Raw genomic sequence first — 22,173 nt, 5'->3', positions numbered from 1 at the left:
GATCGCGATGCAGCACATTTTTTCCCCACCACTCGTAAATAAGAACAGAGATCCCCATATATGTGGATAATTGGGCGTTCATTTCATAAGTCGTTACACAACTCGGGGCTTTAGGGCTTTACATCTGGCGCAATGAGATGAACACTTCCCACCAAAGTAAAATCGCAGCCGACATAGTAGAGTCAGTAAAATTATGAGTAACACGACGGCGAAAAAGTCGAATCCATTATTCGAGATCCTGTTTAACGTCATCATTCCTTCATTCATTTTGATGAAGTTCAGTGGTGAAGAGCACCTAGGAACAGCATTGGCATTGGTTGTCGCTTTGATGTTCCCTTTGGTGTACGGCGGTATGGATCTTATCCGCAACAAGAAGTTTAACTTCATTTCTGCACTGGGCTTTATCAGCGTGCTCTTAACCGGTGGTATTGGCTTGTTAGAGCTAGACACACGCTGGTTGGCATTGAAAGAAGCCTTAATCCCAGGTTTGATTGGTCTTGCAGTGTTGGGCTCAACCTTCACTCGCTACCCGCTTATGCAAAAGATGCTGTTGAATGACACCATTTTGAACCTGCCGTTGATTAACGAGCGTCTGGCTCAGAATGGCAAAACACAAGCGTTTGACCGCTGCCTAATGTCTTCAAACTACATGTTCGCAAGTACATTCGCATTCTCTTCGGCGATGAACTACTTCCTTGCTACGTGGATTGTAACCAGCCCAGCAGGTACAGCAGCGTTCAATGAAGAGCTAGGTAAACTAACGCTGTACAGCTACCCAATGATTGCGATTCCGAGCATGTTGATGATGTTTGGTATTTTCTACTACATCTGGCGCCAAGTTCGCGCAATGACGTCGCTAGAGACTGAGCAGATTTTCCATACCAAATAATGCTCGTTCAGCCTTGATAGGCAAAGTGAGATAAAAAGAACCCCGATAGTTGATGACCAACTATCGGGGTTTTGTTTTTTTGGAGTGATTGAGTTAAGCGTGATTAGAAGCTGTAAGCCACTGACGCTTTAAAGTTACGACCTACTTCGTAGCTGGTGTACTTCACTGAACCCCAAGAGATACCAAAGCCTGTGTGCTCTGCGTATAGCTTGTTGAACACGTTATCGACCGCTAGGTTAACTGATAGGTCCTTCGCGAAATCTGGTACATACACAGCCCATAGGTTATGCGTTGCGAAACCAGGGCGCTCCACTTTCTCGCCATCTTCGTCTGTGTAGTCGTTACCCGGAACGAAGCGTGAATCCCAACCGAACACCACTTCACTGGTTACATCGTACTTAAAGCCCGCCTTGATGTTGTGAATACCCGTCTTGTTCATGTGGCTCGTCTTGCCGCTTTCAAGGCTGGTTTGCTCACCATCAGAGTATGAGTGGTTTGCGTACAGGTCGAAATCTTCAATGCTGTAAGTAAATACGGTTTCTACACCCCAAACTTCTACATCATTTTGGTTAGCCAAGGTTCTGTTGTTCTTGGTCGGGTGCATTTGGTTATCCAGATCATACTGGTAAGCAGTAAAGCCAAGAATCGCATTATCCGCCATCAATAAACCTGACATGTCGTAATCGAAGCCCGCTTCGTAGTTGTTACCTGTCATGGCTTTGGTGTCTGCCTGAGTTACGTCAGCCGCCGATTTCATGGTCAGTGTTTCAGGTAGTGAAGCGCCTTTGAATAGACGACCGTAACCAACACGCAGTCTTAGGTTATCTGTGGTTTGGTATTCACCTTGGAACTTAGGCGACAACTGGTCGTATTTACCTTTAAATACACCGCCCAGCTCATGCACGTCATAACGAAGACCAGTAACAAAACGGAAGTCATTAATCTCGAACGCGTCTTGAGCGTAAATGCCGTAAGCCGTTACTGTACCGCCGTCGATGTCGTAGTTCTTCGTCTCACCAAGTTTCGAGCCCGACGTGTAATGACCAAGGCCAGAATCAACCCACTGCTCTGATTTGTAACCCTCGAAGCCATAAGTCAATTCATGTTCGCCCACCCAAGAGATGTTGCGGATATCACCACCAATTGTCGTCACGTTGTACTCACGAGAAGGAATTGATAGGTCACCGTCTTTGGTGAATTCCCAAGCGCCATTCACTTGGTTCCAATCGCCATACTCTTCAGTTAGCGCATCACGATCCATGTACTGACGGTTGTAGTATAGGTTCGTCTTTAGGTTCACCAAGTCACTGCCATTGTCATAGCGATGCATGAACGTCACAGTATCTCGGTTAATCGAGTGGTAGTTGTGCTCATCGTGTGCGTAAAGTGCACCTGCTTTCTCACCCGATAGCTGACGTTTACCACCGTCTTGGTACGTGTCGTAAGACAGTTTGAATTCGTTCGCGTCGTTTGGTACGAACACAACTTTCACCAAGCCAGACTTCAGCTTACCTTGCTTAGAAGTCACATCATCTTTACCCGGAATGTACAACTCACCGTCATCTGAGTAGTTCGCAATACCCATAAGTTGGAGTTCATCGTTCAGTTTCGCGTAAACCGCAACGTTCGTCGTGAAGCGTTCGTAAGCCGTTTGATACCCCGTTTTAACGCGAGCACCGATGCTTTCGTCTTCTGCAAGGAGGTCACTGGGATCTTTCGTTTCGTAGCTGAATGAGCCGTTAATCGCACCCGCACCTGACAGTACCGAGTTACCGCCTAGGGTGATTTCAGCAGATTTAAGCATGGCTGGGTCAAAGGTCTGATCGCCAGAGTGGTGGAATAACTGACCTTCTTGGCGTGCACCATCAATGGTGACAACCGAGTATTTGTCTTCCATACCGCGAATGTAAACCTTGCGCGAGTAACGTGCGTTACCGTCAACCGTTACACTCGGCATGGTGTTCAGTATGTCTTTAATATCAGACGCTTGTTTTTGTTCTAATGTCTCTGAGTTGATTTCAGTTTGAACAAGTTGATCAAGAGCAGAACCGACAACGACGATGTTTTCGTCAGAAGCGTGAGCAGCAAAAGAGGCAATCGCAAAAGTGATGGCTGCGGAAAGTGACTTCAGTTTCATAATACTACTTATATTTTATAAACAATAACGAGGGAGCGCAGCATAATACACGAACTTAATGATAATTAATCTCATTTACATTCTTTACGTTAATGAGTGATTTATTTTTAATCAGATCGAGTAAATCACCATCAAATAATCCGTATTTAGGAAGGAGGTTGGGATGAGGTATGAAAGGTATTTCGTGCAAGGTCGAGACTTAACTCGCTCGTTTGTCCAATCTTGCCGAAGCAGTGTTAGACTCAATACGATGCTTTCAGAATGTGGAAATACGATGTCATCTCGCCCAAAGACCTTCTATGAACAAGAAATTGATCGCGTATACAGCGAGATGCCGTTGAGTCCAAAGCAGTTTCTCCTGATCAGGCAATCGAAAGCATTTATGGAAAAGCATCACTCAGAAAACATCGAATTAAACGACTTAGCCAAAGCCGCCTTTATGTCGCGCTTTCACTATGTGCGGATTTTCAAACAGATGTATGGCGTGACGCCACGAAGCTATTTGAGAGATATGCGGATTAAGAAAGCCAAAGCGTTACTTAAGGAAGGTCACTCAATCACGGATACTTGTTTTCAGGTTGGCTATGAGAGCCTAAGCACGTTTTCGAGTGTCTTTAGAAAGAGCACAGGTTACTCACCCAAAGCGTTTCAAAAAATGCATAAAAGCAATCTAGAATAAGTTTTTGAGCCTCACTTTCAGTATCTTTTCCTCATCCAAACCCAGCAAAGGTAAATACCCGTGATCAGAATTTCCCTAACCAGCGTGCCTGTGGACGATCAGGACAAAGCCCTCGATTTCTACACCAATGTTCTTGGCTTTATCAAAAAGACCGAAGTACCAATCGGTGAACATAAATGGCTCACCGTCGTCTCTCCACAAGAGCAATCAGGTGTGGAGCTATTGTTAGAACCGATGGCATTTGGTCCAGCAAAAGTGTATCAAGCCTCTCTAAAAGAAGCGGGCATCCCGTGGACTTCCTTCGCTGTCGATGATCTCAATGGTGAGTATGAAAGGCTGACTGCGCTTGGCGTCCAGTTCTCTATTGAGCCAAGAGAGGCAGGCACAGTGATGATTGCCGTGCTTGATGATACTTGCGGAAACTACATCCAACTGATGCAAGAGCTCTAAAGCTATAACAACTAAGTGTAAGTAGGCGGAGGCTGTCAGATCTTTCTTAAGATTTGAAGCCTCTGCTTGGTTATAACCTTACATAAAAAGTGTGATTCGACCGAGCAAAGATATGAAAGTCATCGTGTATTCGATACTCAACTCGATTAACATGGATTTTTTTAACATTCTGTAATATTTATAAAACCTATGTTTGGATTAAAACGAATCAAAGCAGAAAATGAGGCGCTAAAAAAAGAGTTAGCAGACCTTAAGCAGAAGTATCAAACCGATGTTGCCGTTCTAGAAAATCAGCTCCAAGAAACTCAACAACTTGTTGGCTCAGCACAACAAGATCACCACAACTGTGATGAGTTAATGTCGAGTAGCTTGAAAGGGGGCGATATGCTCCAGACCATTCGAACTGAAATGGTCGAAAGTGCTCAGTCCATGGCGAATGAAAACCAAGAGCTACAGCAGCTTGATGAAATGTTTAAGCAGACGCATCAGGCCTTAGCACGGCTTGATAACAGGGCTGTAAAGATCAGCACTCAAGCCTCACAAAGCATTGAATCTGTTCAAATATTAGATAACACCGCCACTTCTATTTCCCACCTTGTATCTACTATTCAAGAGATTTCTGATCAAACCAACTTGCTCGCTCTCAATGCCGCCATTGAGGCTGCACGAGCTGGTGAAGCTGGACGTGGATTTGCCGTGGTCGCAGACGAAGTGAGAACACTTGCGGGTAAAGCGAGCGAGGCCAGTGAGAAAATTGATTCGTTGGTTAACCAAGTGCTCACGCAAGTCAGCGCAATTAAAAACTCCATCGACGAAAACCAAACTTGCGCGGAAGAAGTCTCTGCCTCTTCGGCCCAAATTGGCACCATCGTGAATGAAGTGGTGGTGAAGTCAGAACACATGAAGCAAGTGATTCACATTGCTTCAACGCGTGCCTTCTTGGATACGGTCAAACTCGACCACGCCATCTGGAAAAACAACGTCTACCGCCTACTACAAAGCGGTGCATTCGGTGAAACAGTGAATAGCCACTCAGAGTGTCGTTTAGGCCAGTGGTACTACCGTGGCGATGGCAAGGCTTACAGTCACCTAAGAAGCTATGCGTTACTTGAAGAACCACACAAAGGCGTGCATGACAGCGGACGTGAAGCAATGAGCCAAGCCAAATCTGGCAACATGGCTGGCATGGTGACCGCAATTAACGCCATGGAAGATGCCAGCGAACAAGTAGTCGTTCAGATAGATCGCTTGATGGAAGAGATTATCGCGAGTTAATTTCAAGACTTGTTCCTCCTCCCTTCTCATCGAATGAATTAAGGGAGGAGGTTGGACTTACCTTCCCTATCATCCCTTATCCATTCTTTGGCAATTGCGTCTCAAGCCATTCAATAAATGCAGCATTCTTTGGTCTGTGTTGCTGCCCGTTTAAACAGATCAAATCGTAGCCTCGCTCTGCACTTACGCGCTCAAAAGGTGCCACTAGCTCACCGTTTTCTAAGCTGCTTTTCACTAAAGATTCACGGGCTATCCCCAACCCCATTCCGTTCTTAGCCGCTGTCATTGCCATATCGGCGTGATTAAACAAGTACGTTCTGTCCATAACGTTAAGTGTGTTGAGTAGCGGGTTAGATTGCTTATCCAGCCACATCGCCCATTCTTGATTGGGTTCACTCGCCTCTAATGATTCAGAGCAATGAATAAAAGTCACGCAGGCCAGCTGCTCAAGCAATGGTGCTGACCCAGTAAAATGGTCGTTAAAGTATTTGGGGCTACAAACCGGCAATAGCACTTCATCAAATAAACGCTGATGGTAAAACCCCGGATGTTCGCTATCGCTGTAGTAAATTGCGATATCGACGGGCTCATGCTGAAAGTCCAAACGGCTCGCTTTCACCCTCAGTTTTATATTGAGATGCGGATACAAACGTTGGAAATCTGGCAACCTTGGCAAAAGCCAACTCTGGGCGAACGTCGGCGCTGCTCCAATATATAACTCACCGCGCAGTTCATTGAACTTGATGTCTTCGAGCTCAGAGAAAATAACTTCGAAAGATTGGTTTAATGCATGCAGTAATCGCTCACCTTCTTTGGTTAGTTCTAGCCGTCTCGTCATGCGCACAAACAAACTGAAGCCCAGTTGCTCTTCTAACGATTTGATTCGCTGGCTCACCGCCCCTTGGGTAATGAAGAGCTCTTCCGCTGCTTTGGTAAAGCTAAGAAACTTACCTGCAATCGCAAAAGTGTACATATTGGAGAGCATCTGCTGCTTTCTGTCCATCACTCGACCTTCTATAAATTAGCTGTACTAATCCATAGCAAGATTTGTTTGGTTTGTGAAGCTCATCAAGATGCTTTTTAATCAAACTGTCTTATCCATAACGAGAACATCACGATGAAAAAGAATCTTAAAATTACCATCATTGGTGCAGGCTCTAGCTACACACCAGAGCTGATCGAAGGTCTTATCAAACGAAATCATGAACTGCCAATCGGCGAGCTGTGGTTGGTTGATATTGAAGATGGTGCAGAGAAAGTCAGCATCATTGGCGATTTAACACGTCGCATGTTGGCTAAAAACGACATGTCGCATATTGATGTGCACGTCACTTTGGATCGTAAACCTGCTTTGGAAAACGCAGACTTTGTATGTTCTCAATTTCGCGCTGGCTGCTTGGAAGGTCGAATCCGTGATGAACGCATCTCGCTGAAGTACGGCATGATCGGTCAGGAAACCAATGGGTTAGGCGGTTTTGCCAATGCCTGTCGCACCATTCCTATCGCGCTGGAAATCTGTAAAGAGATGGAAGTGTTGTGTCCAGATGCTTGGTTGCTAAACTTTACCAATCCATCAGGCATGGTGACAGAAGCGATTCTTAAACACACCAAAGTGAAAGCGGTCGGTTTATGTAACGTACCAGTGATCATGCAAAAAGGCATTGCCCAAATGCTCGGTGCTAACGAGCAAGAGTTTGTACTGCAAGTTGCGGGTTTGAACCACTTTATCTGGGCACGCCAGATCCTGCACGAGGGTCGTGACAAACTTCAAGAAGTGGTCGAAGAGATCCTATCTGGCAACGATCCTTTGGTGCCGCAAAACATTCCTCCATTCGACTGGCCACAAGAGCTATTGCGCAATATGGGGATGATCCCGTGTGCTTACCTACGCTATTACTACACCAGCGAAGACATCATGAGCCAAGAGATTGAGGAAGCGAACGGCGAAGGTACTCGCGGTGAAGTGGTCAAAGCCATGGAGAAACGACTGTTCGATATCTACCGCAATCCAGAACTCAACGAGAAACCAAAAGAGCTCGAAAAGCGTGGTGGTCAATACTACTCAGAAGCTGCCTGCGAGCTGATGAGCTCTATCTACAACGATAAGCGCACCATCATGCACGTAAACACCCGTAACAACGGTGCCATTGCAGGTTTACCTGACGATTGCGCGGTGGAAGTCAGCTGCATGATCACAAAATCGGGACCTGTGGCTTTAAACGTCGCGCCATTCCCAAGCGATACACTGCGCTTGATTCAATTGATGAAAGACTTTGAATCACTAACGGTAGAAGCGGCTGTCACAGGCGACCGCAATGCCGCGCATCGAGCATTGATTTTGAACCCGTTAGTAACCACAGGAACGATTCTAGAAAAGGCTCTAGAAGAAACAATTGAAGCCAACCTCGACTACATGCCACAGTTCCGTTAACCCTAACAAAAACGCGAAAGGGATGGTGAATTCTATCCCTTTTTTGTTCTTCAATTTACCCAGTAACCTCAAGGTGTTTGAATACAGTGACTACATGGTCAGAATAATTTTTCCTTGCAGCGTGACCGACTCATCTTCTATCACCTCGAAGGCGCGTTGGAATTGTTCTAACGGAAGGTAGCAATCCACATCGAGTTGTACCTGGTGTTCCATAAAGTGTTCTAGCATCTCAGCAAAGACTTGTTTGCGAACGGTCTTACCAACCGACTCTTCCCAATAACGCAAAAAGAACGTGCTGAAATCGATATTGTTCTGCTTCATATAAGCGAAGAAAGCAGACTCATAAGGGGTAAGTGAAAGCGTTCCGTAATTGATGTATGTTCCCGAATTGCACACAACTTGGATGAGTTCTGTACCCACTTTACCGCCAATTGCATCGAACGCGAGATTGGGTTGAGGCAGCTCTCGGGCATCGATTTGAGATTGCAGATCTTGCTTGCTATCTAGCACTGCAATGGCGTCGTATGGATAACGCTCAGGCGCGGAGCTTATAGCAAATAAAGTAAATCCGAGAGAGTGCGATAACTGAGCGAAGATCTTACCAATCGCAGAATTGCCCGCGTTGATGATCACCACATCCTCTTCGCACAACTTGGCAACGTGAGTGGTGATCACCCAAGCCGTCAGGGCGTTGATATACAACTGGCAAGCATAGCCGCTCTCAAGATCTTCCGACACTACAAAGACATTCTCCGTAGGCGCATCGACATAGCTTTGCCAAGTCCCGCTCTGTGCCACCAGCACCTTTTGCCCAATGTGAAATTCGGTTTGATGCGGATCGTTTATCTCAACCACACGCCCAACCGCTTCAAACCCAGGCACTCGCGGCGGTACATGGGTACGACGATACTGCCCTACTCCCTGAATCGACAATCGGTCACTTGGATTAATGTTTGTGGCTTCGATTTGCACGCGCACTTTACTCAAAGCGAGTGGCTCTAGCTCAACATGCTCCAACACCAACGACGCACTTGGCGAGCCAAAGCCCAGTTGATTAACGCGAGTGTTGGTCTTGGTCGAACTGGTCTTGGTTAAGCGCATCTGGATACCACTGAATTACTAGAGAGAGTATGGCGCGCCATAGTGAAACGGGTATATAACGTTTTCTCGGCGCGCACGTCAAATTGGATAAGAGCCTAAACGGGCTGACTCAGCATAAACACCACCACTAAAGCGAGGCTGCTACCCATACATCGGTTCACCCATACCACCTTTTGTGGTGACTGAATAAAGCGATTCAATACTGTGCCAAAGTACGCCCAAGCAAACATCCCCAGCACACCAGTTCCCACCATCACGCTGATAATGATCACCACTTGAGTCAGGTAATCATTGTTTGGCGAGATAAATTGAGAGAACACCGTCAGCGACGCAACCCAACTTTTCGGATTAAGAATTTGCACCCAAACGCCAGATAAAAAGCCGGACTTTTTCGCATTCGAATCATTGTCGAGTTCCATCGTGGCAATCGACCACGCGAGATACAACAGGTACGCCGCACCAATCCACTTTAACGCCGTGTACAAATCTGGGTAAAGGGTAAACAAACTGACAAGCCCCACACTTGCTCCAAGCAACATGATGATCACCCCAACTGCGTTGCCCAATACAAACGGCACGGTCGCAGAAAACCCATATCGGCTTGAAATACCTAACAACGCGACGTTACCAGCTCCCGGCGTTAAAGAAATAGAAACGGCAAACAACAAAAATGCCGCCAACAATTGAGCACTCATGCACTCTCTCCCAAAAAGTAATCAACGAATATGGGAACAGTCTAACGATTTGGGTAGAAAGAAAATTGCTATCTGCGCTACGATAAAAGCTAATTTGAGCAGACTATTTCTAAAATAATCATGAAAAAGAAAGAATCCACCAACTTTGAATTGGATAGCACCGATTTCGCCATTCTTGACCATATTCAGAAAGATGGTCGCATGAGTAATTCTAAGCTCGCAGAGACGGTTAACCTGAGTGAAACGCCCTGCTGGCGACGCTGGAAAAAGATGGAAGAGGAAGGCTACATTGAGGGTTACGCCGCGAAGTTGAACCGCAAAAAGCTCGGCTTCCAAGTCTCTGGTTTTACTCTGGTTACCCTCGGCAGCCATGAGGTAGAAAACACCACACCTTTTGAAGACTTTGTAGCTGAAACCGATTGGATCTTAATGTGTCACGGCATTGCAGGCAGTGCAGATTACATGGTGCAAGTGGTGGCGAGAGACTTAGATGAATACTTTGACCACATCAGTGCCATTCGCCGCGTGAAAGGCATTAGCGCCATTCAATCCAACGTCTCAGTTAAGGAAATCAAGAGCACATTCCAGTTGCCACTATAGTAGTGTGATGGTGGAGGTTGATATTGTGGACGAGATTACACTCGCTATCCCCGTCGACCATTCACGCGAAACTGCTGAGGGGTGACATCAAAATAGGCTTTAAACGCTTTGATGTAGGAAGAGTCGTTTTGATACCCCACTTGATCGGCAATGCTTTGGATAGAAAGCTCTTCGTCCAGCAAAGAGAGCGAATAAATCAGCCGAATTTGTTGTCGCCAAAGTTGGAACGAGGTGTTGAACTCTTTGGAGAACAAGCGCGACAAAGTTCGCTCGGATGCACCGACTTTCTTTCCCCACTGTCTGAGTGACCAATCCAATGCTGGCGTGTCGGTCAGCGCTTCAAATATCAACTTTAAACGCCTGTCTTCTGGCAGCAGTAACTGAAAGGTCTGCACGTTGTCTTTCATGATCTGATCGTGGAGCACGCCTAGCAATCGTGAGACTTCCTCATCACTGACGAACCCTTCGCATTGGCGGCGTATTTCCTGTAGCAGCTCGTTTAAGAACGGCGTGAGAGTGATGGTTCTAACTTGATGCTCGTACTCAGTACCAAACTTAGGGTTTAGATAGATACCGACAAATGTCGTATGGCTCAGCGCGATGGATTCATGTTGAATACCCGCAGGTACAAACAGCGCAGAGGTATGAGGCACAAGGTGTTGATAGTGCTCGGTTTTGGTTTGCAATAGCCCTTTGATCGGGAAAATGACTTGATGCCACGTGTGTTGGTGCAGCGCATCAATGTAACCTTTGGGCATGTCGATGGTCTTAACCAAAGCTGGAGAGTGGGGATTGGCTGCCATCATCTCATTGGAGGTCATGACATCGGAGTGAGAATCGATTTGGCGGGTTGGCATCATTAACTGTCCTTACATCCCTACTCTGACACGAGTTCACTAGGCTATCATGCTCGGCAAAGTGAATGAAGCAGTGAGGTGCGACGTATGCGATATCAAGTTGAAATATCCAAAGAAAACCAACTCTTATTCAAAGTCGATATTGATAACATCAACCAAGACAAGTGCGAAGCATCGCTTGAAACCGTGTTAACCAAGTTTCCCAAAGCGGAAGGTTATCAACGTCATGTGTTGGCTTCAGATAACGAAACGCGTTACTTAAAAAGCACAGAAAAGCGCATTGAAGTACTGGCAGCGATTCCGGTATTTAAGTCATTGGGCGAGCGCTAACGCGGTCTTGTCTCACGCCGTTTGGCAAATCAGTTTTAGCGATAAGGAAAGAATATGAAGAAGTTAGGCGTAGTTAATAGCGTATTAGCAGGTAAAACCGTTGCCTTTGCACATGGGGCGAAAAGTGCGATTAACAAACAGGTTCTGCCGCAGCGTCAGCACGCTACAGAACTGGGTTTTACCAACGACGAACAAGGCGATCCGCGCTTTCATGGTGGGATTCAAAAAGCCCTTCATATTTACCCAAGCGAGCACTATCCGGTTTGGCAGCAAGAGTTAGGCAATAAAGCAATTTTCCAATCAGCTGGCGCGTTCGGTGAGAACTTAAGCTCAAGTGGCGTAACAGAAGCGTCCATTTGCTTGAAAGATAAGATCCGCATCGGCTCAACCTTGTTAGAAGTATCCCAAGGGCGCATGCCTTGCTGGAAACTCAACGTCCGCTTTGAGCAAAACGACATGGCGAGAAGACTACAAGACACGCTTCGAACAGGCTGGTACTTCCGAGTGTTGCAAGAAGGCGATATCGGTGCAGGTGACGAGATTATTCTGTGCGAAAGACCTTACCCAGACTGGTCATTGGCTCGCATCATGGGCGCAGTATTTACTGGTTGCCTAGATAAAACGGAGCTAAGCCAACTGGCGGAACTTCCATTGGTTGAATCTTGGGGCAAGCTTGTTGAACGCCGCCTAGAAACCGGTGAAGTCGAAGATTGGGAAATGCGTTTGGTTGGCCCGACTGCGGGTTAATTCTCTTTCTGACTCCTCGAGAGAAAAAGCTTCTCACTTCCTATATCTGCCCCACGACCAAGTCATTGGGGCTTTTGCTTTTTAGCCGTTCAAAACAGCAAATCTGTATTTAAGCTGGAGCTTAGCAATTAACAAAGGTTAATGAATCCCGTACAAATACTCTTTATGTTGTACCCAAAATAATACAAGGGGAAGCATGATGCTCGAATGGAGAATTAAGAAATTCGCAGATCTGTCTGTTCAAGAGCTTTACGATTTTTTGCAGCAAAGAGTCAATATTTTCATCGTAGACATGAACACGCCATATAGCGATTTGGATGGTAAAGATAACCATCCCGACACCTACCATGTGATGGGATATGATAACGAACGTCTGGTGGCTTATAGTCGTATTATGCCTCCGAAACTCGGATATCCCGTTGACGTTTTACCCTTGCTCAACTCTGATGCCAATGACGTGTGTATTGGTCGCGTTATCGTCGCAGAGGATTACAGAGGGAAAAACATCGGCAACCAATTGATGCAAGTGAGCTTCGATGCCACAAGAAAGATCTACCCGAACGACAGCATTTTTATTTCCGCACAAGCACACTTGAGAGACTACTACGGAAAGTTCGGCTTCGATGTTGTCACCGATAGCTACTTAGAAGACGGATGCACTATGTTGGGTCTTAGACACATTCCGAAAGTCATCTGCTCAGCATAAAAACAACATTAACTCATTGTAAATATTAAAGAATAAAAGCAGACAGAGTTTCAATGTCTGGTATTTAGCATTTACTCACCTTTGAACGATGGGGCAAAATCAGCGCTCAATAAAGGAATATCAAAAGGGAGTAAAAGTGGAAGATTTCTATATCAATCACAAAGGGTTAGCGGCATATTTCGAGATTCAGTGGCTTGATAAACTTCGACAAAATGGCGTGAGTAAGCCGCTAGACAGCCAGTCTAAGTCAGTCCCTGATTGGTTTGTCTCTTCAAGCCATTCGAAAGACGTCGCGCCGTTTGTTGTTGAAGCGCTCGCTAGTGAAAACCTTTCTCCAAAAAGCCTATTAGAAGTGGGGCCTGCTCTCGGAAGAAACTGTTATGAATTGATAACCAACACATCAAGTATCAATTCGGCTACGCTCGTAGAACCTTCTCATCGTTTGCTATCAAACTTGAAACAACTACTGTTGGATGGGGGAGAGTGTGACTTCCACTATATTAAGAGCTTAAAGGAGCAAAAGTATTTCACATTTGATGCATCGCCAATAGCCAGAGCTTGTGACCATGTGGATTTTTCTCTCATCGAAGCACCTTTTGAAAGTGGCGTGGTAGCTAAGCAGCATGATTTGAGCCTTTGCTTGAACGTACTGGATCAATGTGACTCCCCTAAAACGGTCGTGGAAGCATTAATGGACGCAACGGCTCCTAATGGTGTTTTGGTTTTAGCCTGTACCTATCAGTGGAGCAAAAAACATTTAAAAGATGAGACTGAAGCAGTTGACGATATAAACGATTATTTCGGCAATGGTTGGGTACCACTATCGGAAGCTGAACACGAGTACAAAATCAGATTCAACGAGAGATACTCTCTCCTTTTCTTGTCACATATCGTCGCCTATAAAAAGATTGGCTAATAGATAAAACAAAGCTACGCTTCTCACATTGAAGCGTAGCTTTTTGTTTATTTGAGCTTGTTTATTTAGCTTTTGGTGCTTGGCGTTTCGGCTTGCCTTGGAACTGCTTAATGCTCTTCTTGGCATTGGTTCGACGGTTGGCTTTTTTATCGCGTGGGGCGCGTTTGCTTTCGCCTGTTGATGGCTTATCCGTTACTGGGAAACCTTCAAGATCTTGCGTTGGTAATTCACGTTGGGTCAAATTACGAATCGCGGTAAGAGCTTCGGCTTCGCCATGGCAAACTAGCGACATTGCAACACCTTGTTCGCCTGCACGGGCTGTACGTCCTACTCGATGAACATAAGTCTCTGCGTGCATTGGCAACTCAAAGTTAATCACCACTGGTAGTTGCTCGATGTGAATACCGCGCGCCAATAGATCAGTAGCGATCAACACCTGTGTTTGCCCAGACTTAAACTGCGCCAGCGCTTCCTCTCGCTCTGCTTGGCTCTTATTACCGTGCAGAGCATTGGTTGTGATTCCAGCTTTGTTCAACTTCTTCGCCAAACCATCAGCGTTCTCTTTCGCGCCAATAAATACCAATACCTGTGCCCATGCATTTTGCTTGATCAGTTCAGTCAACGCTTTGGTTTTGCTTCCTTTGTTGACGAGATATAGCGTCTCAGAAATATCTTGATTGGTGCTGTTTTCTTGATGCGCTGCTACCTGTTTTGGCGCATGCATCAGCTGCTTGGCTTTGCTCTTCAACTCATCTGAAAACGTTGCTGAGAACATCGCGGTTTGGCGCTGGTTTGAAACCTGCCCCGCAATATTTTGCACGTCTGGCCAAAAGCCCATATCCAACAAGCGATCCGCTTCATCCAACACTAGGTAATGGATATTACTCAGCTCCAACCCGTTATTCGCAAGATCAACTAAACGACCTGTTGTCGCAACAAGAATTTGAGGGTTTGCCGCAAGTGCTTGTAGTTGCGTCTCTTTATCCACACCACCACACAGACACACTGCGTTGAGACCAATAGCTTGACCAACTTGGTTAATCGCCTCGCTTACTTGCGTTGCGAGCTCACGCGTTGGTACTAGAATCAGTGCTTTTTGCTCTGGAGTTACACTTAGCTTTTCCAACAAAGGCAAACCATAAGCAAGGGTTTTTCCGCTGCCTGTATTTGCTAATGCCAACACATCTTTACCACTGAGTAGTTCAGGAATTGCCAAAGCCTGAATATCGGTTGGCTTCTTGAAGTCTTTTGGCAGTGCGTGAATCAGCTCTGAACTCAAAGAGAGAGTAGAAAATGGCATTAGCTTAACCTTGTGTTTTTGGTTGAAGAGGCAGTAAAACAATATAGATGCAGTAAATCGCAGGCGCGGACTTTACCACAATCCATTAGACGAACAATCCCATTTTAGAAGAGGAAGTCTGCAAACGTCGTTGGTTTTTAATGCCTCAAGTAAAATGCCTCAAACAACAACAGCGATTAGATTGCCGCTTGGTAGGTACCACGAATAGGGTAATCATTTTCTGGGTTACGGATAAACGCCAATCCTGAGAGTAGAACTTCTAGGTCAGGTCGAGCGAATGGACCGTTGGAAATATCGACTAACTGAACTTGTCCTTTGCTGTTCACCACAAACAGACCCGGCTCTGCAAAGAGATGGTCTGTCTCTTTTTCTGAGCGAGGCTCCGAGATGTACAAACCTAACGTTTGCATCTGCTCTACTGTCAGGTCATAAGCGATTGGGAACGTGACGCTCAGTTGCTCCTTATGCTGCTCTAGCTGTGCTTGGCTATCTGCAGACACCGCCACTATGTCCATCCCGAGTTGTAAGAATCGCGCTTTTAGTGTCTCTAGCTCGTTAAGGTAACGAGTACATAAAGGGCAGTGTTTGCCGCGGTAAACCACCACTAAGCGCCAATCGACATTCTCAGAAGGTGTTCCCAGCTCGATAGTTTCGCCACTTAGCGTAGGCAAAGTGATAGAGGGGAATAAATCACCTGCGGTAAATTTTGTGGTTGTCATTATTCAGTCCTATTTACTTCACGTTGTTTAAGATAAAACGAGCGCGACACAGGTTGGAGTGGAGAGCATTGCTGCCCTCACATGTCGCGCTCCAACTAACAGACCGGAGTTATCGTTAAATGTATTCGTAACTTTCGTCAGATTTATTGCGTTTACCTACGTACTTATCTTCAAAGTTTGGGGACCACACTGCGCTCGCATCTTGGTTTTGGTTCCAATCAAAAGCGGTAAAGCGGTGCACCATTTTCCAAACACCATCACGACGTTCAAAACGGTACAGGTGGCGACCACCTAAAATGCCTTCTTTGTCCACGCCATCTTCTTCATGCACGTGGTACGCCCACACATAGCTCTCTGCAGTCGCTGTATCACCATCCACTTCGATGAGAACGTTACTGATGCGGTGCTGTGTAATTTTGATAGCTTCAAATCCTTTCATTGCTGGTTCAACAAAAGCGTGGGCATTGTCGTTATAGAAAAACAAATCTGGAAAGATTGGATCTTGATGGTCTTCAATGGCATCTTCCCAGTAAGTGGACTTCATCAGCTCTGCGTCCATACGATCTAAAGAGCGAGCATGGCGGAAAATCACTTCAGTAATATCTTGTTTATCAAGTAGTAGTTGCAGTTTTTGTTGCATGTCCATAAGCGCCTCCATTGGCGAATCAATCTTGGTTAATCTTTCTTACCGATTTGTCTTTCGGCTTGGGATGTATCTTAGAACCAACCAATACCGACTAAAACTGAGCTACAATGACTAGCATCTATGCTTATTTGGAATAATTGAGAACACTAATGGATCAACTAAGTGCAATGCGCGCATTTGTTCGAGTGGTACAAACGGGCAGCTTTTCTGCCACGGGCCGTGAGATGAATACCTCACAAACGACGATCAGTAAAAAAGTGGCAGCGTTAGAAAAGAAAATCGGCGTAAAACTCCTCGCTCGAAGCAGTCGCGATCATGCTTTAACGCCTGCGGGCGCGAAGTATTATCAAACTTGCGTGGATATTTTAGGTGAACTGGATGAAGCCGAAGCTGAGGCAAGATCGGAGGTGGCTTCTCCCCAAGGGACGATTCGTATCTCAGCACCAGTGGCGTTTGGTCGCATTCTACTTGCCCCTATCATGGCAGAGTTTTTCCAACGTTATCCTGATATCAAGGTGGATTTACAGCTCAGTGACCAGCACACCGACTTGATCAGTGATGGGATAGATGTCGCAATTCGAGCTAAACAACTGGAAGACTCGACGTTAATTGCGCGCCATTTGTTTGATAACCCAATGCTCGTTTTAGCGGCGCCTAGTTATCTACAACAGCACGGTGAACCCAAAACTCCTGAAGACTTAAAACAACACAATTGTTTGGTTTACTCGCGGATGAAAGACATTAACGTATGGAGCTTTACTAAGCAAAATCAAAAACATGCCGTCGCGGTAAATGGTAACTTTCAAAGCGACAATGGGGATGTATTACTAGAGGTTGCGTTAACTGGAATGGGAATTGTCATTCTTCCGATTTGGATGGCTGAACATCACTTAAAAGAAGGACGACTTACGCAATTGATGAACGACTACACAGGGCAAAATTTACCTTTCAATGCTGTGTACTTGCAAAGCCGTTATACGCCTCTTAAGGTTCGCTGCTTGATTGATTATCTCAAAGAAAAGCTTCCCAACGGCGAGTAGAAACAAAAAAACGCACAGCCAAAACTCTGCGCTTTTACATTGTAAATCGAACGGTTCTCTTGGCTTTATGCCACTTCAGCACTGTACATTTGAGCCATGTGAAGACACTGCGGTTCTGGTGAGAAGTCAACGATACCTCCTCGACCTGCTTCAACATTGCAGTACTCAACTAACAAGGCTTTGAGCTTAACTCGACCGCGCTGAATTCGGCTTTTCGTCGCAGAAAGCGAAAGCCCCAACTGGTCCGCAACCGTTTGTTGAGGCAAACCGTCGAGTTCAGACAGAATCATGGCTTGGCGATATTTCTCTGGCAGGCACTCAAACATTGGGCGCAAACAATGCCCCATGGTTTGGAGATTCTCTAGCTCTATCGGCATTTCCTCTTCAACCTGATTGTCTATCAGCTCTTCGTAACTTTGGTGCGTACGATAGTGATCCATGATCGCGTTGTGCGTGATGCGATATAACCAACTTTTGATTTTGCTTCGCGCTTCTAACTGGTCGATCTTTTGACTCGCCTTGATGTACACCTCTTGCAAAATATCATCGGCTAAATCGGGATCACTGGTCTGTTTGACAATGTAGTTTTTGAGCTGCTCTTTGTGTGCCAACCACTCTGCTAACATGCGACGGTCTCTATACATAAAATAACAATTCGATATTAATCGAAATATAAGCAGTATGGCAAGTGTGACCTATGCCGTTAAGACTCAGACTCAACGGCGCCATCTGCTTTCACCCATTCAGCAAAACCACCAGCAAGGTTGAGCACAGGTTCAAGCCCCATGTCAGATGCTTGTTTCGCTGCATAGAGGGAACGAAGTCCATGCGCACAGTAGAAAACGTACGTTTTATCTTGAGCAAAGACTGGGTTATGCACTGGGCATTGTGGATCAATCAAAAACTCCAACATGCCTCTTGGACAGGTAAATGCCCCCGGAATCACGCCAAGTTTGCGCCTTTCATCGGCTTCTCGTACATCCACGAATACGTAACCTTCGTCTGCAAACAGCGCTTTGGCATCTTCAATAGAGAGATCTGCGACACTCAAGCGCGCTTCTTCCGCTAGAGCTTTGATGCCTTTAGTGATGGTTTGTGTCATCGTTTTATTCTCCTACCACTTCACTTACTTACGTTTATTGACAGCGGCTTTAAGCAGCTCAAACGAGGTTTGAATTTGCTCTAAAGAACAAGCGAAGTTCATGCGGTAGTAGTTTTCATTGGGTTCACCAAACCAAGTACCTGGCGTCAGCGCCATTTTAGCTTCTTCTGTCAGCAAGGTTTTTAACTGAGAAGATTCCAATTCTAAACCAGAAAAATCCAACCAAATTTGATTGGTTCCTTGTGGCAGGAATGCTTTCACCTGTGGCAAGTTGTGCTCAATAAACTCAATAATCCAGTTACGATTGTTTTGCGTGTAAGCATGAAAACCTTCAAACCACTCTTTACCTTGTTGGTACGCCGCAATGGTCGCGTAGGTGGTAAACGCATTGCCATGATCGATAGAAAGTGAAGCGGATGTCGCTTTGATCTTCTCGAAAAGAGCCTGGTTATCGCTGTAAATGTAGCCGTTAGAGATGCTGTTCAAACCAAAGTTTTTCGCCGGAGAACCAATGATCGTCAGGCTGTTTTCATAACCTAATGAAGTCATACTGGTAAAGGTTGAACCTTCAAATACGATGTCGGCATGCACTTCATCGCTGATGATCATCGCATTGTACTTCTCAGCTAACGCCACCATGCGCTCTAGTTCAGCTTTGGTCCAAACTCGTCCCACTGGGTTATGAGGGTTGCACAGCAAAATCATTTGCACTTCACCACTTTTCAACTGGTTTTCAAGCAGTTCAAAGTCCATCACGTAGTGGTCGTTTTCAATTTTCATTGTGTTGCCCACAACGGTTCGGCCAGCTGACTCAATCAAACGTCGGAACTGATGATAAACCGGAGTTTGAATCAATACGCCCTCACCTTCTTTGGTGAACTCGCGAATCAGTAGCGCAATGGCACTCAGTACGCCCGGCACTTGAACAAAGTTATCAGTGCTAAGCTCAAGACCATGCAAATCCTTATTCCAATCAGCAATGGACTGAAAAACCGTCTTGCTATCAAACTCATATGAGAAGGTTTCACGGCTGACAAGTTGCTGCATCGCTTGCGAAATAGGCGATGCAATAGGAAAGTCCATATCAGCAATCCAATACGGCACGACTTGGTCTGTTCCGTACACTTGGTTGAGCATTTGGCTATCATGCTTGATGAATTTGTCTTTAATATCTGAGCGCGTTGGCTGTGGCTTGAACATGGAATTCTCCGGTCGAAATCGTTTTTACACAGATAAGACGACTGTGGTTAGAAAAAGACGCAAAATATTTTCAGGTATTCATCTGACAGAGTATCGCAGATACTTTTTATGGATAATATTCAAGAAATTAAGAATGAAAAAACGCAGAGCCTAGACTCTGCGTTTTGTTAGATGGGTTTGCGGTTTTTTACTTACTTGGTGTAGAAAGCGCGTTTTAGTGCCATCTCTAGTCCACGCACTTCCGCAAGACCTTTCAAGCGACCGATGGCTGAGTAGCCTGGGTTGGTCTTCTTCTTCAAATCATCCAGCATTTGGTGACCATGGTCAGGACGCATAGGAATTAAACGGTGATCGCCCACTTCTGCGCGGCGTTGTTCTTCATCCAAAATTGCCATCACCACATTGTACATATCCACATCGCCATCAAGGTGCGCCGCTTCGTGGAATGTCATCGGGTTGCTTTCTTCACGTTTGGTTGAACGCAAGTGAGTGAAGTAAACACGGTCACCGTGCTTTTTAATCATTTTCACTAGGTCGTTGTCACCACGAACACCGTAAGAACCGGTACACATGGTTAAACCGTTCATTTTGCTCGGTACTTTTTCGGTTAACCAGTCGATGTCTTCGATGGTCGAAACGATACGCGGCAAACCAAGAATTGGACGCGGTGGATCATCTGGGTGCACCGCCAATTTTAAGCCATGCGCTTCACACACTGGCATTAACTCCGCTAAGAAGTACGCCATGTGCTCACGCAGTTTGTCTTTACTGATACCAGCGTAGCGATCCAATTGTGCTTGGAACTCTTCTAACGTGTAACCTTCTTCTGCGCCCGGCAAACCAGCAATGATGTTGCTTGTCAGTTGTTGGATTTGCTCTGCCGTCATGTTGTTGAAGTACTCAAGCGCTTGAGCTTGCTCAGCTTCGGTGTAATCCGCTTCTGCGCCCGGGCGTTTAAGAATGTGCAGCTCAAATGCCGCAAATGCGATTTGGTCAAAGCGTAGCGCTCGAGAACCATCTGGCATTTCAAATTCAAGGTCAGTACGTGTCCAGTCTAGTACTGGCATAAAGTTGTAGCAGACCGTGTCTACGCCGCACTCAGCAAGGTTACGCAGCGTTTGTTTGTAGTTGTCGATCCATTGTTGGAAGTTGCCCGTCTGAGTTTTGATTTCTTCGTGAACAGGAACACTTTCAACCACCGACCACGTTAAGCCTTTCTCTTCGATGATGGCTTTACGTTTTAAAATCTCTTCTTTCGACCACACTTCACCATTTGGAATGTGGTGTAAGGCATTCACGATGCCTGTTGCGCCAGCTTGACGAATATCGTCTAGCGACACTGGGTCATTCGGACCGTACCAACGCCAAGTTTGTTCCATGACACTCACCTTTTTTAAGACGCACTCAGCCCGCTCGAATTATTCAAGCTAAGTGCACAACGACTTCTTAATATGCAGCCACGATAATGCAGCTGCGCTGACTAGAGCCGACCGAAGCCGGCAATGTGGTTAACCGTTTTCAGCGCCCTGCAGAACAACAGGGTTGGAACTGAATAAGTAACCATCAAAATTCGGGTCATCGATGTCAGACAGCTCCAACAGGCGCTGTTTAACGTTTTCAAGGTGTTGCCACATGGCATTTTTTGCAGCGATTGGATCTTTACGCTGCAATGCGGCGAGGATTTTGGCGTGATCGTCTAACCACTCTTCACGGTAGTCTTGACCAGCAATGTGAGAATGAAGTTTCTTCCACATTGGGCTGCTCTCGCGTCGCTCCCAAGATTGCTTCAGCATGTCCACCAGCACAGAGTTTTGAGTTGCCTCTGCAATGCACATGTGAAATTTCTCATCACCGTTGCAATCTGCGGTGCCACTGGCGAGTTCTTCTCGTTCTAACTCAAGGGCTGCGCGCATTTTCACGATGTCGCCAGGCGTTACTTGCATCGCTGCAAATTCCGCAATGTTACTTTCAAGCAACTGACGAGCTTGGAGCATTTCAAACGGACCGGCATCATCGCTGATCACGTTTTCACGGGAGTTCGGTTGAGATGGAATATTGATGACATACACCCCAGAACCTTTCTTCACTTCGACAAGGTTTTCCAGCTCAAGCATGATGATCGCTTCACGCACTACTGTGCGGCTAACGTCGAGACGTTCTGCGATATCGCGCTCAGGCGGCAACCTATCACCAACCTTGTACAGGCCGTTGATTAACTCTTGTCTTAGGACTAGACCGGTTTCTTGATACGGTCTTTTCGGTTCAAAAGGCATCATGATGATATTATCACTATATTCCATCTAACTTCTCACGCCATCATAACGACCAATAACAATTGGTCAACCTCTATGTA

General features: G+C 45.9%; 24 protein-coding genes. 11 read left to right on the top strand and 13 right to left on the bottom strand.

Annotation, left to right across the window (positions count from 1 at the left end; translation table 11 throughout):
• Positions 1-193: 193 nt before the first annotated feature.
• Positions 194-889, top strand: a complete 696-nt coding sequence (locus tag ACLIIY_RS20085) for a VC0807 family protein (protein WP_005434212.1) — start codon at positions 194-196, stop codon at positions 887-889.
• Positions 890-992: 103 nt separating this feature from the next.
• Here the strand turns inward: ACLIIY_RS20085 and ACLIIY_RS20080 are convergent, their stop codons facing one another.
• Positions 993-3,026, bottom strand: coding sequence for a TonB-dependent receptor plug domain-containing protein (locus ACLIIY_RS20080; protein ID WP_041059189.1), 2,034 nt, complete (start codon positions 3,024-3,026; stop codon positions 993-995).
• Between the two features lie 274 nt (positions 3,027-3,300).
• On the opposite strand from ACLIIY_RS20080, the gene ACLIIY_RS20075 reads away from it, so the two are divergent.
• The 3 genes from ACLIIY_RS20075 (at position 3,301) to ACLIIY_RS20065 (ending at position 5,430) form a co-directional block, all read left to right on the top strand.
• A complete protein-coding gene (locus ACLIIY_RS20075; RefSeq protein ID WP_409592555.1) occupies positions 3,301-3,705 on the top strand; it encodes a helix-turn-helix domain-containing protein in 405 nt (134 codons plus the stop codon).
• A gap of 60 nt (positions 3,706-3,765) precedes the next feature.
• Positions 3,766-4,155: a VOC family protein gene (locus tag ACLIIY_RS20070; protein ID WP_038895121.1), complete on the top strand. Its 390-nt coding sequence runs from the start codon at positions 3,766-3,768 to the stop codon at positions 4,153-4,155.
• A 189-nt stretch (positions 4,156-4,344) separates the two neighbouring features.
• A complete protein-coding gene (locus ACLIIY_RS20065; protein WP_331421215.1) occupies positions 4,345-5,430 on the top strand; it encodes a methyl-accepting chemotaxis protein in 1,086 nt (361 codons plus the stop codon).
• Positions 5,431-5,506: 76 nt separating this feature from the next.
• Here the strand turns inward: ACLIIY_RS20065 and ACLIIY_RS20060 are convergent, their stop codons facing one another.
• Positions 5,507-6,433, bottom strand: coding sequence for a LysR substrate-binding domain-containing protein (locus ACLIIY_RS20060; RefSeq protein ID WP_434529226.1), 927 nt, complete (start codon positions 6,431-6,433; stop codon positions 5,507-5,509).
• A gap of 114 nt (positions 6,434-6,547) precedes the next feature.
• Here ACLIIY_RS20060 and ACLIIY_RS20055 point away from each other — a divergent pair, with 114 nt between their 5' ends.
• Entirely contained in the window at positions 6,548-7,861 is a 1,314-nt protein-coding gene (locus ACLIIY_RS20055) for a 6-phospho-beta-glucosidase (protein WP_434529225.1), read from the top strand.
• 90 nt (positions 7,862-7,951) lie between these two features.
• Here the strand turns inward: ACLIIY_RS20055 and ACLIIY_RS20050 are convergent, their stop codons facing one another.
• Together ACLIIY_RS20050 and ACLIIY_RS20045 are read right to left on the bottom strand one after the other, a co-directional pair.
• Positions 7,952-8,962 carry a zinc-dependent alcohol dehydrogenase family protein gene (locus tag ACLIIY_RS20050; RefSeq protein ID WP_434529224.1) on the bottom strand — a complete coding sequence of 337 codons (1,011 nt, stop codon included), beginning with the start codon at positions 8,960-8,962 and terminating at the stop codon, positions 7,952-7,954.
• A 95-nt stretch (positions 8,963-9,057) separates the two neighbouring features.
• Positions 9,058-9,657, bottom strand: coding sequence for a LysE family translocator (locus tag ACLIIY_RS20045; RefSeq protein WP_045484341.1), 600 nt, complete (start codon positions 9,655-9,657; stop codon positions 9,058-9,060).
• A gap of 120 nt (positions 9,658-9,777) precedes the next feature.
• On the opposite strand from ACLIIY_RS20045, the gene ACLIIY_RS20040 reads away from it, so the two are divergent.
• Positions 9,778-10,257 carry an Lrp/AsnC family transcriptional regulator gene (locus ACLIIY_RS20040; protein ID WP_434529223.1) on the top strand — a complete coding sequence of 160 codons (480 nt, stop codon included), beginning with the start codon at positions 9,778-9,780 and terminating at the stop codon, positions 10,255-10,257.
• Between the two features lie 44 nt (positions 10,258-10,301).
• Here ACLIIY_RS20040 and ACLIIY_RS20035 read toward each other — a convergent pair whose 3' ends face one another.
• A complete protein-coding gene (locus tag ACLIIY_RS20035) occupies positions 10,302-11,117 on the bottom strand; it encodes an AraC family transcriptional regulator (RefSeq protein ID WP_434529222.1) in 816 nt (271 codons plus the stop codon).
• 84 nt (positions 11,118-11,201) lie between these two features.
• On the opposite strand from ACLIIY_RS20035, the gene ACLIIY_RS20030 reads away from it, so the two are divergent.
• The 4 genes from ACLIIY_RS20030 (at position 11,202) to ACLIIY_RS20015 (ending at position 13,813) form a co-directional block, all read left to right on the top strand.
• On the top strand, positions 11,202-11,444 hold the full coding sequence (locus ACLIIY_RS20030; protein WP_434529221.1) for a hypothetical protein: 243 nt from the start codon (positions 11,202-11,204) through the stop codon (positions 11,442-11,444).
• 54 nt (positions 11,445-11,498) lie between these two features.
• Positions 11,499-12,191 (top strand): MOSC domain-containing protein, encoded by a 693-nt coding sequence (locus ACLIIY_RS20025; protein ID WP_334440731.1) that lies wholly within the window; start codon positions 11,499-11,501, stop codon positions 12,189-12,191.
• Between the two features lie 199 nt (positions 12,192-12,390).
• Positions 12,391-12,897, top strand: coding sequence for a GNAT family N-acetyltransferase (locus tag ACLIIY_RS20020; protein ID WP_005449995.1), 507 nt, complete (start codon positions 12,391-12,393; stop codon positions 12,895-12,897).
• A gap of 136 nt (positions 12,898-13,033) precedes the next feature.
• Positions 13,034-13,813, top strand: coding sequence for a hypothetical protein (locus ACLIIY_RS20015; RefSeq protein ID WP_434529220.1), 780 nt, complete (start codon positions 13,034-13,036; stop codon positions 13,811-13,813).
• A gap of 61 nt (positions 13,814-13,874) precedes the next feature.
• Here the strand turns inward: ACLIIY_RS20015 and ACLIIY_RS20010 are convergent, their stop codons facing one another.
• The 3 genes from ACLIIY_RS20010 to ACLIIY_RS20000 form a co-directional block, all read right to left on the bottom strand.
• Positions 13,875-15,113 (bottom strand): DEAD/DEAH box helicase, encoded by a 1,239-nt coding sequence (locus ACLIIY_RS20010; RefSeq protein WP_434529219.1) that lies wholly within the window; start codon positions 15,111-15,113, stop codon positions 13,875-13,877.
• Positions 15,114-15,289: 176 nt separating this feature from the next.
• The gene (locus ACLIIY_RS20005) at positions 15,290-15,832 is read right to left on the bottom strand and encodes a peroxiredoxin-like family protein (protein WP_434529218.1); all 543 of its coding nucleotides are present in this window, start codon (positions 15,830-15,832) and stop codon (positions 15,290-15,292) included.
• Positions 15,833-15,947: 115 nt separating this feature from the next.
• Positions 15,948-16,478, bottom strand: a complete 531-nt coding sequence (locus ACLIIY_RS20000; protein ID WP_061066111.1) for a nuclear transport factor 2 family protein — start codon at positions 16,476-16,478, stop codon at positions 15,948-15,950.
• A 149-nt stretch (positions 16,479-16,627) separates the two neighbouring features.
• Between ACLIIY_RS20000 and ACLIIY_RS19995 the strand changes: the two genes are divergently transcribed.
• The gene (locus ACLIIY_RS19995) at positions 16,628-17,518 is read left to right on the top strand and encodes a LysR family transcriptional regulator (RefSeq protein ID WP_434529217.1); all 891 of its coding nucleotides are present in this window, start codon (positions 16,628-16,630) and stop codon (positions 17,516-17,518) included.
• Between the two features lie 65 nt (positions 17,519-17,583).
• On the opposite strand, the gene sigZ is transcribed toward ACLIIY_RS19995, so the two are convergent.
• The 5 genes from sigZ to ACLIIY_RS19970 form a co-directional block, all read right to left on the bottom strand.
• Positions 17,584-18,144: an RNA polymerase sigma factor SigZ gene (sigZ, locus tag ACLIIY_RS19990; protein WP_020195529.1), complete on the bottom strand. Its 561-nt coding sequence runs from the start codon at positions 18,142-18,144 to the stop codon at positions 17,584-17,586.
• A gap of 77 nt (positions 18,145-18,221) precedes the next feature.
• On the bottom strand, positions 18,222-18,620 hold the full coding sequence (locus ACLIIY_RS19985) for a rhodanese-like domain-containing protein (RefSeq protein WP_078610112.1): 399 nt from the start codon (positions 18,618-18,620) through the stop codon (positions 18,222-18,224).
• Positions 18,621-18,644: 24 nt separating this feature from the next.
• Positions 18,645-19,820: a MalY/PatB family protein gene (locus ACLIIY_RS19980; RefSeq protein ID WP_434529216.1), complete on the bottom strand. Its 1,176-nt coding sequence runs from the start codon at positions 19,818-19,820 to the stop codon at positions 18,645-18,647.
• Positions 19,821-20,011: 191 nt separating this feature from the next.
• Positions 20,012-21,199 carry a mannonate dehydratase gene (uxuA, locus tag ACLIIY_RS19975; protein WP_005434165.1) on the bottom strand — a complete coding sequence of 396 codons (1,188 nt, stop codon included), beginning with the start codon at positions 21,197-21,199 and terminating at the stop codon, positions 20,012-20,014.
• 129 nt (positions 21,200-21,328) lie between these two features.
• Positions 21,329-22,120: an FCD domain-containing protein gene (locus ACLIIY_RS19970; RefSeq protein WP_009706637.1), complete on the bottom strand. Its 792-nt coding sequence runs from the start codon at positions 22,118-22,120 to the stop codon at positions 21,329-21,331.
• Between the last annotated feature and the right edge of the window lie 53 nt (positions 22,121-22,173).

The organism is Vibrio sp. K4, from assembly GCF_051122595.1.
In the GTDB taxonomy this organism is placed as follows: domain Bacteria; phylum Pseudomonadota; class Gammaproteobacteria; order Enterobacterales; family Vibrionaceae; genus Vibrio; species Vibrio owensii.
This window is presented reverse-complemented; position numbering and strand designations above follow the sequence as displayed.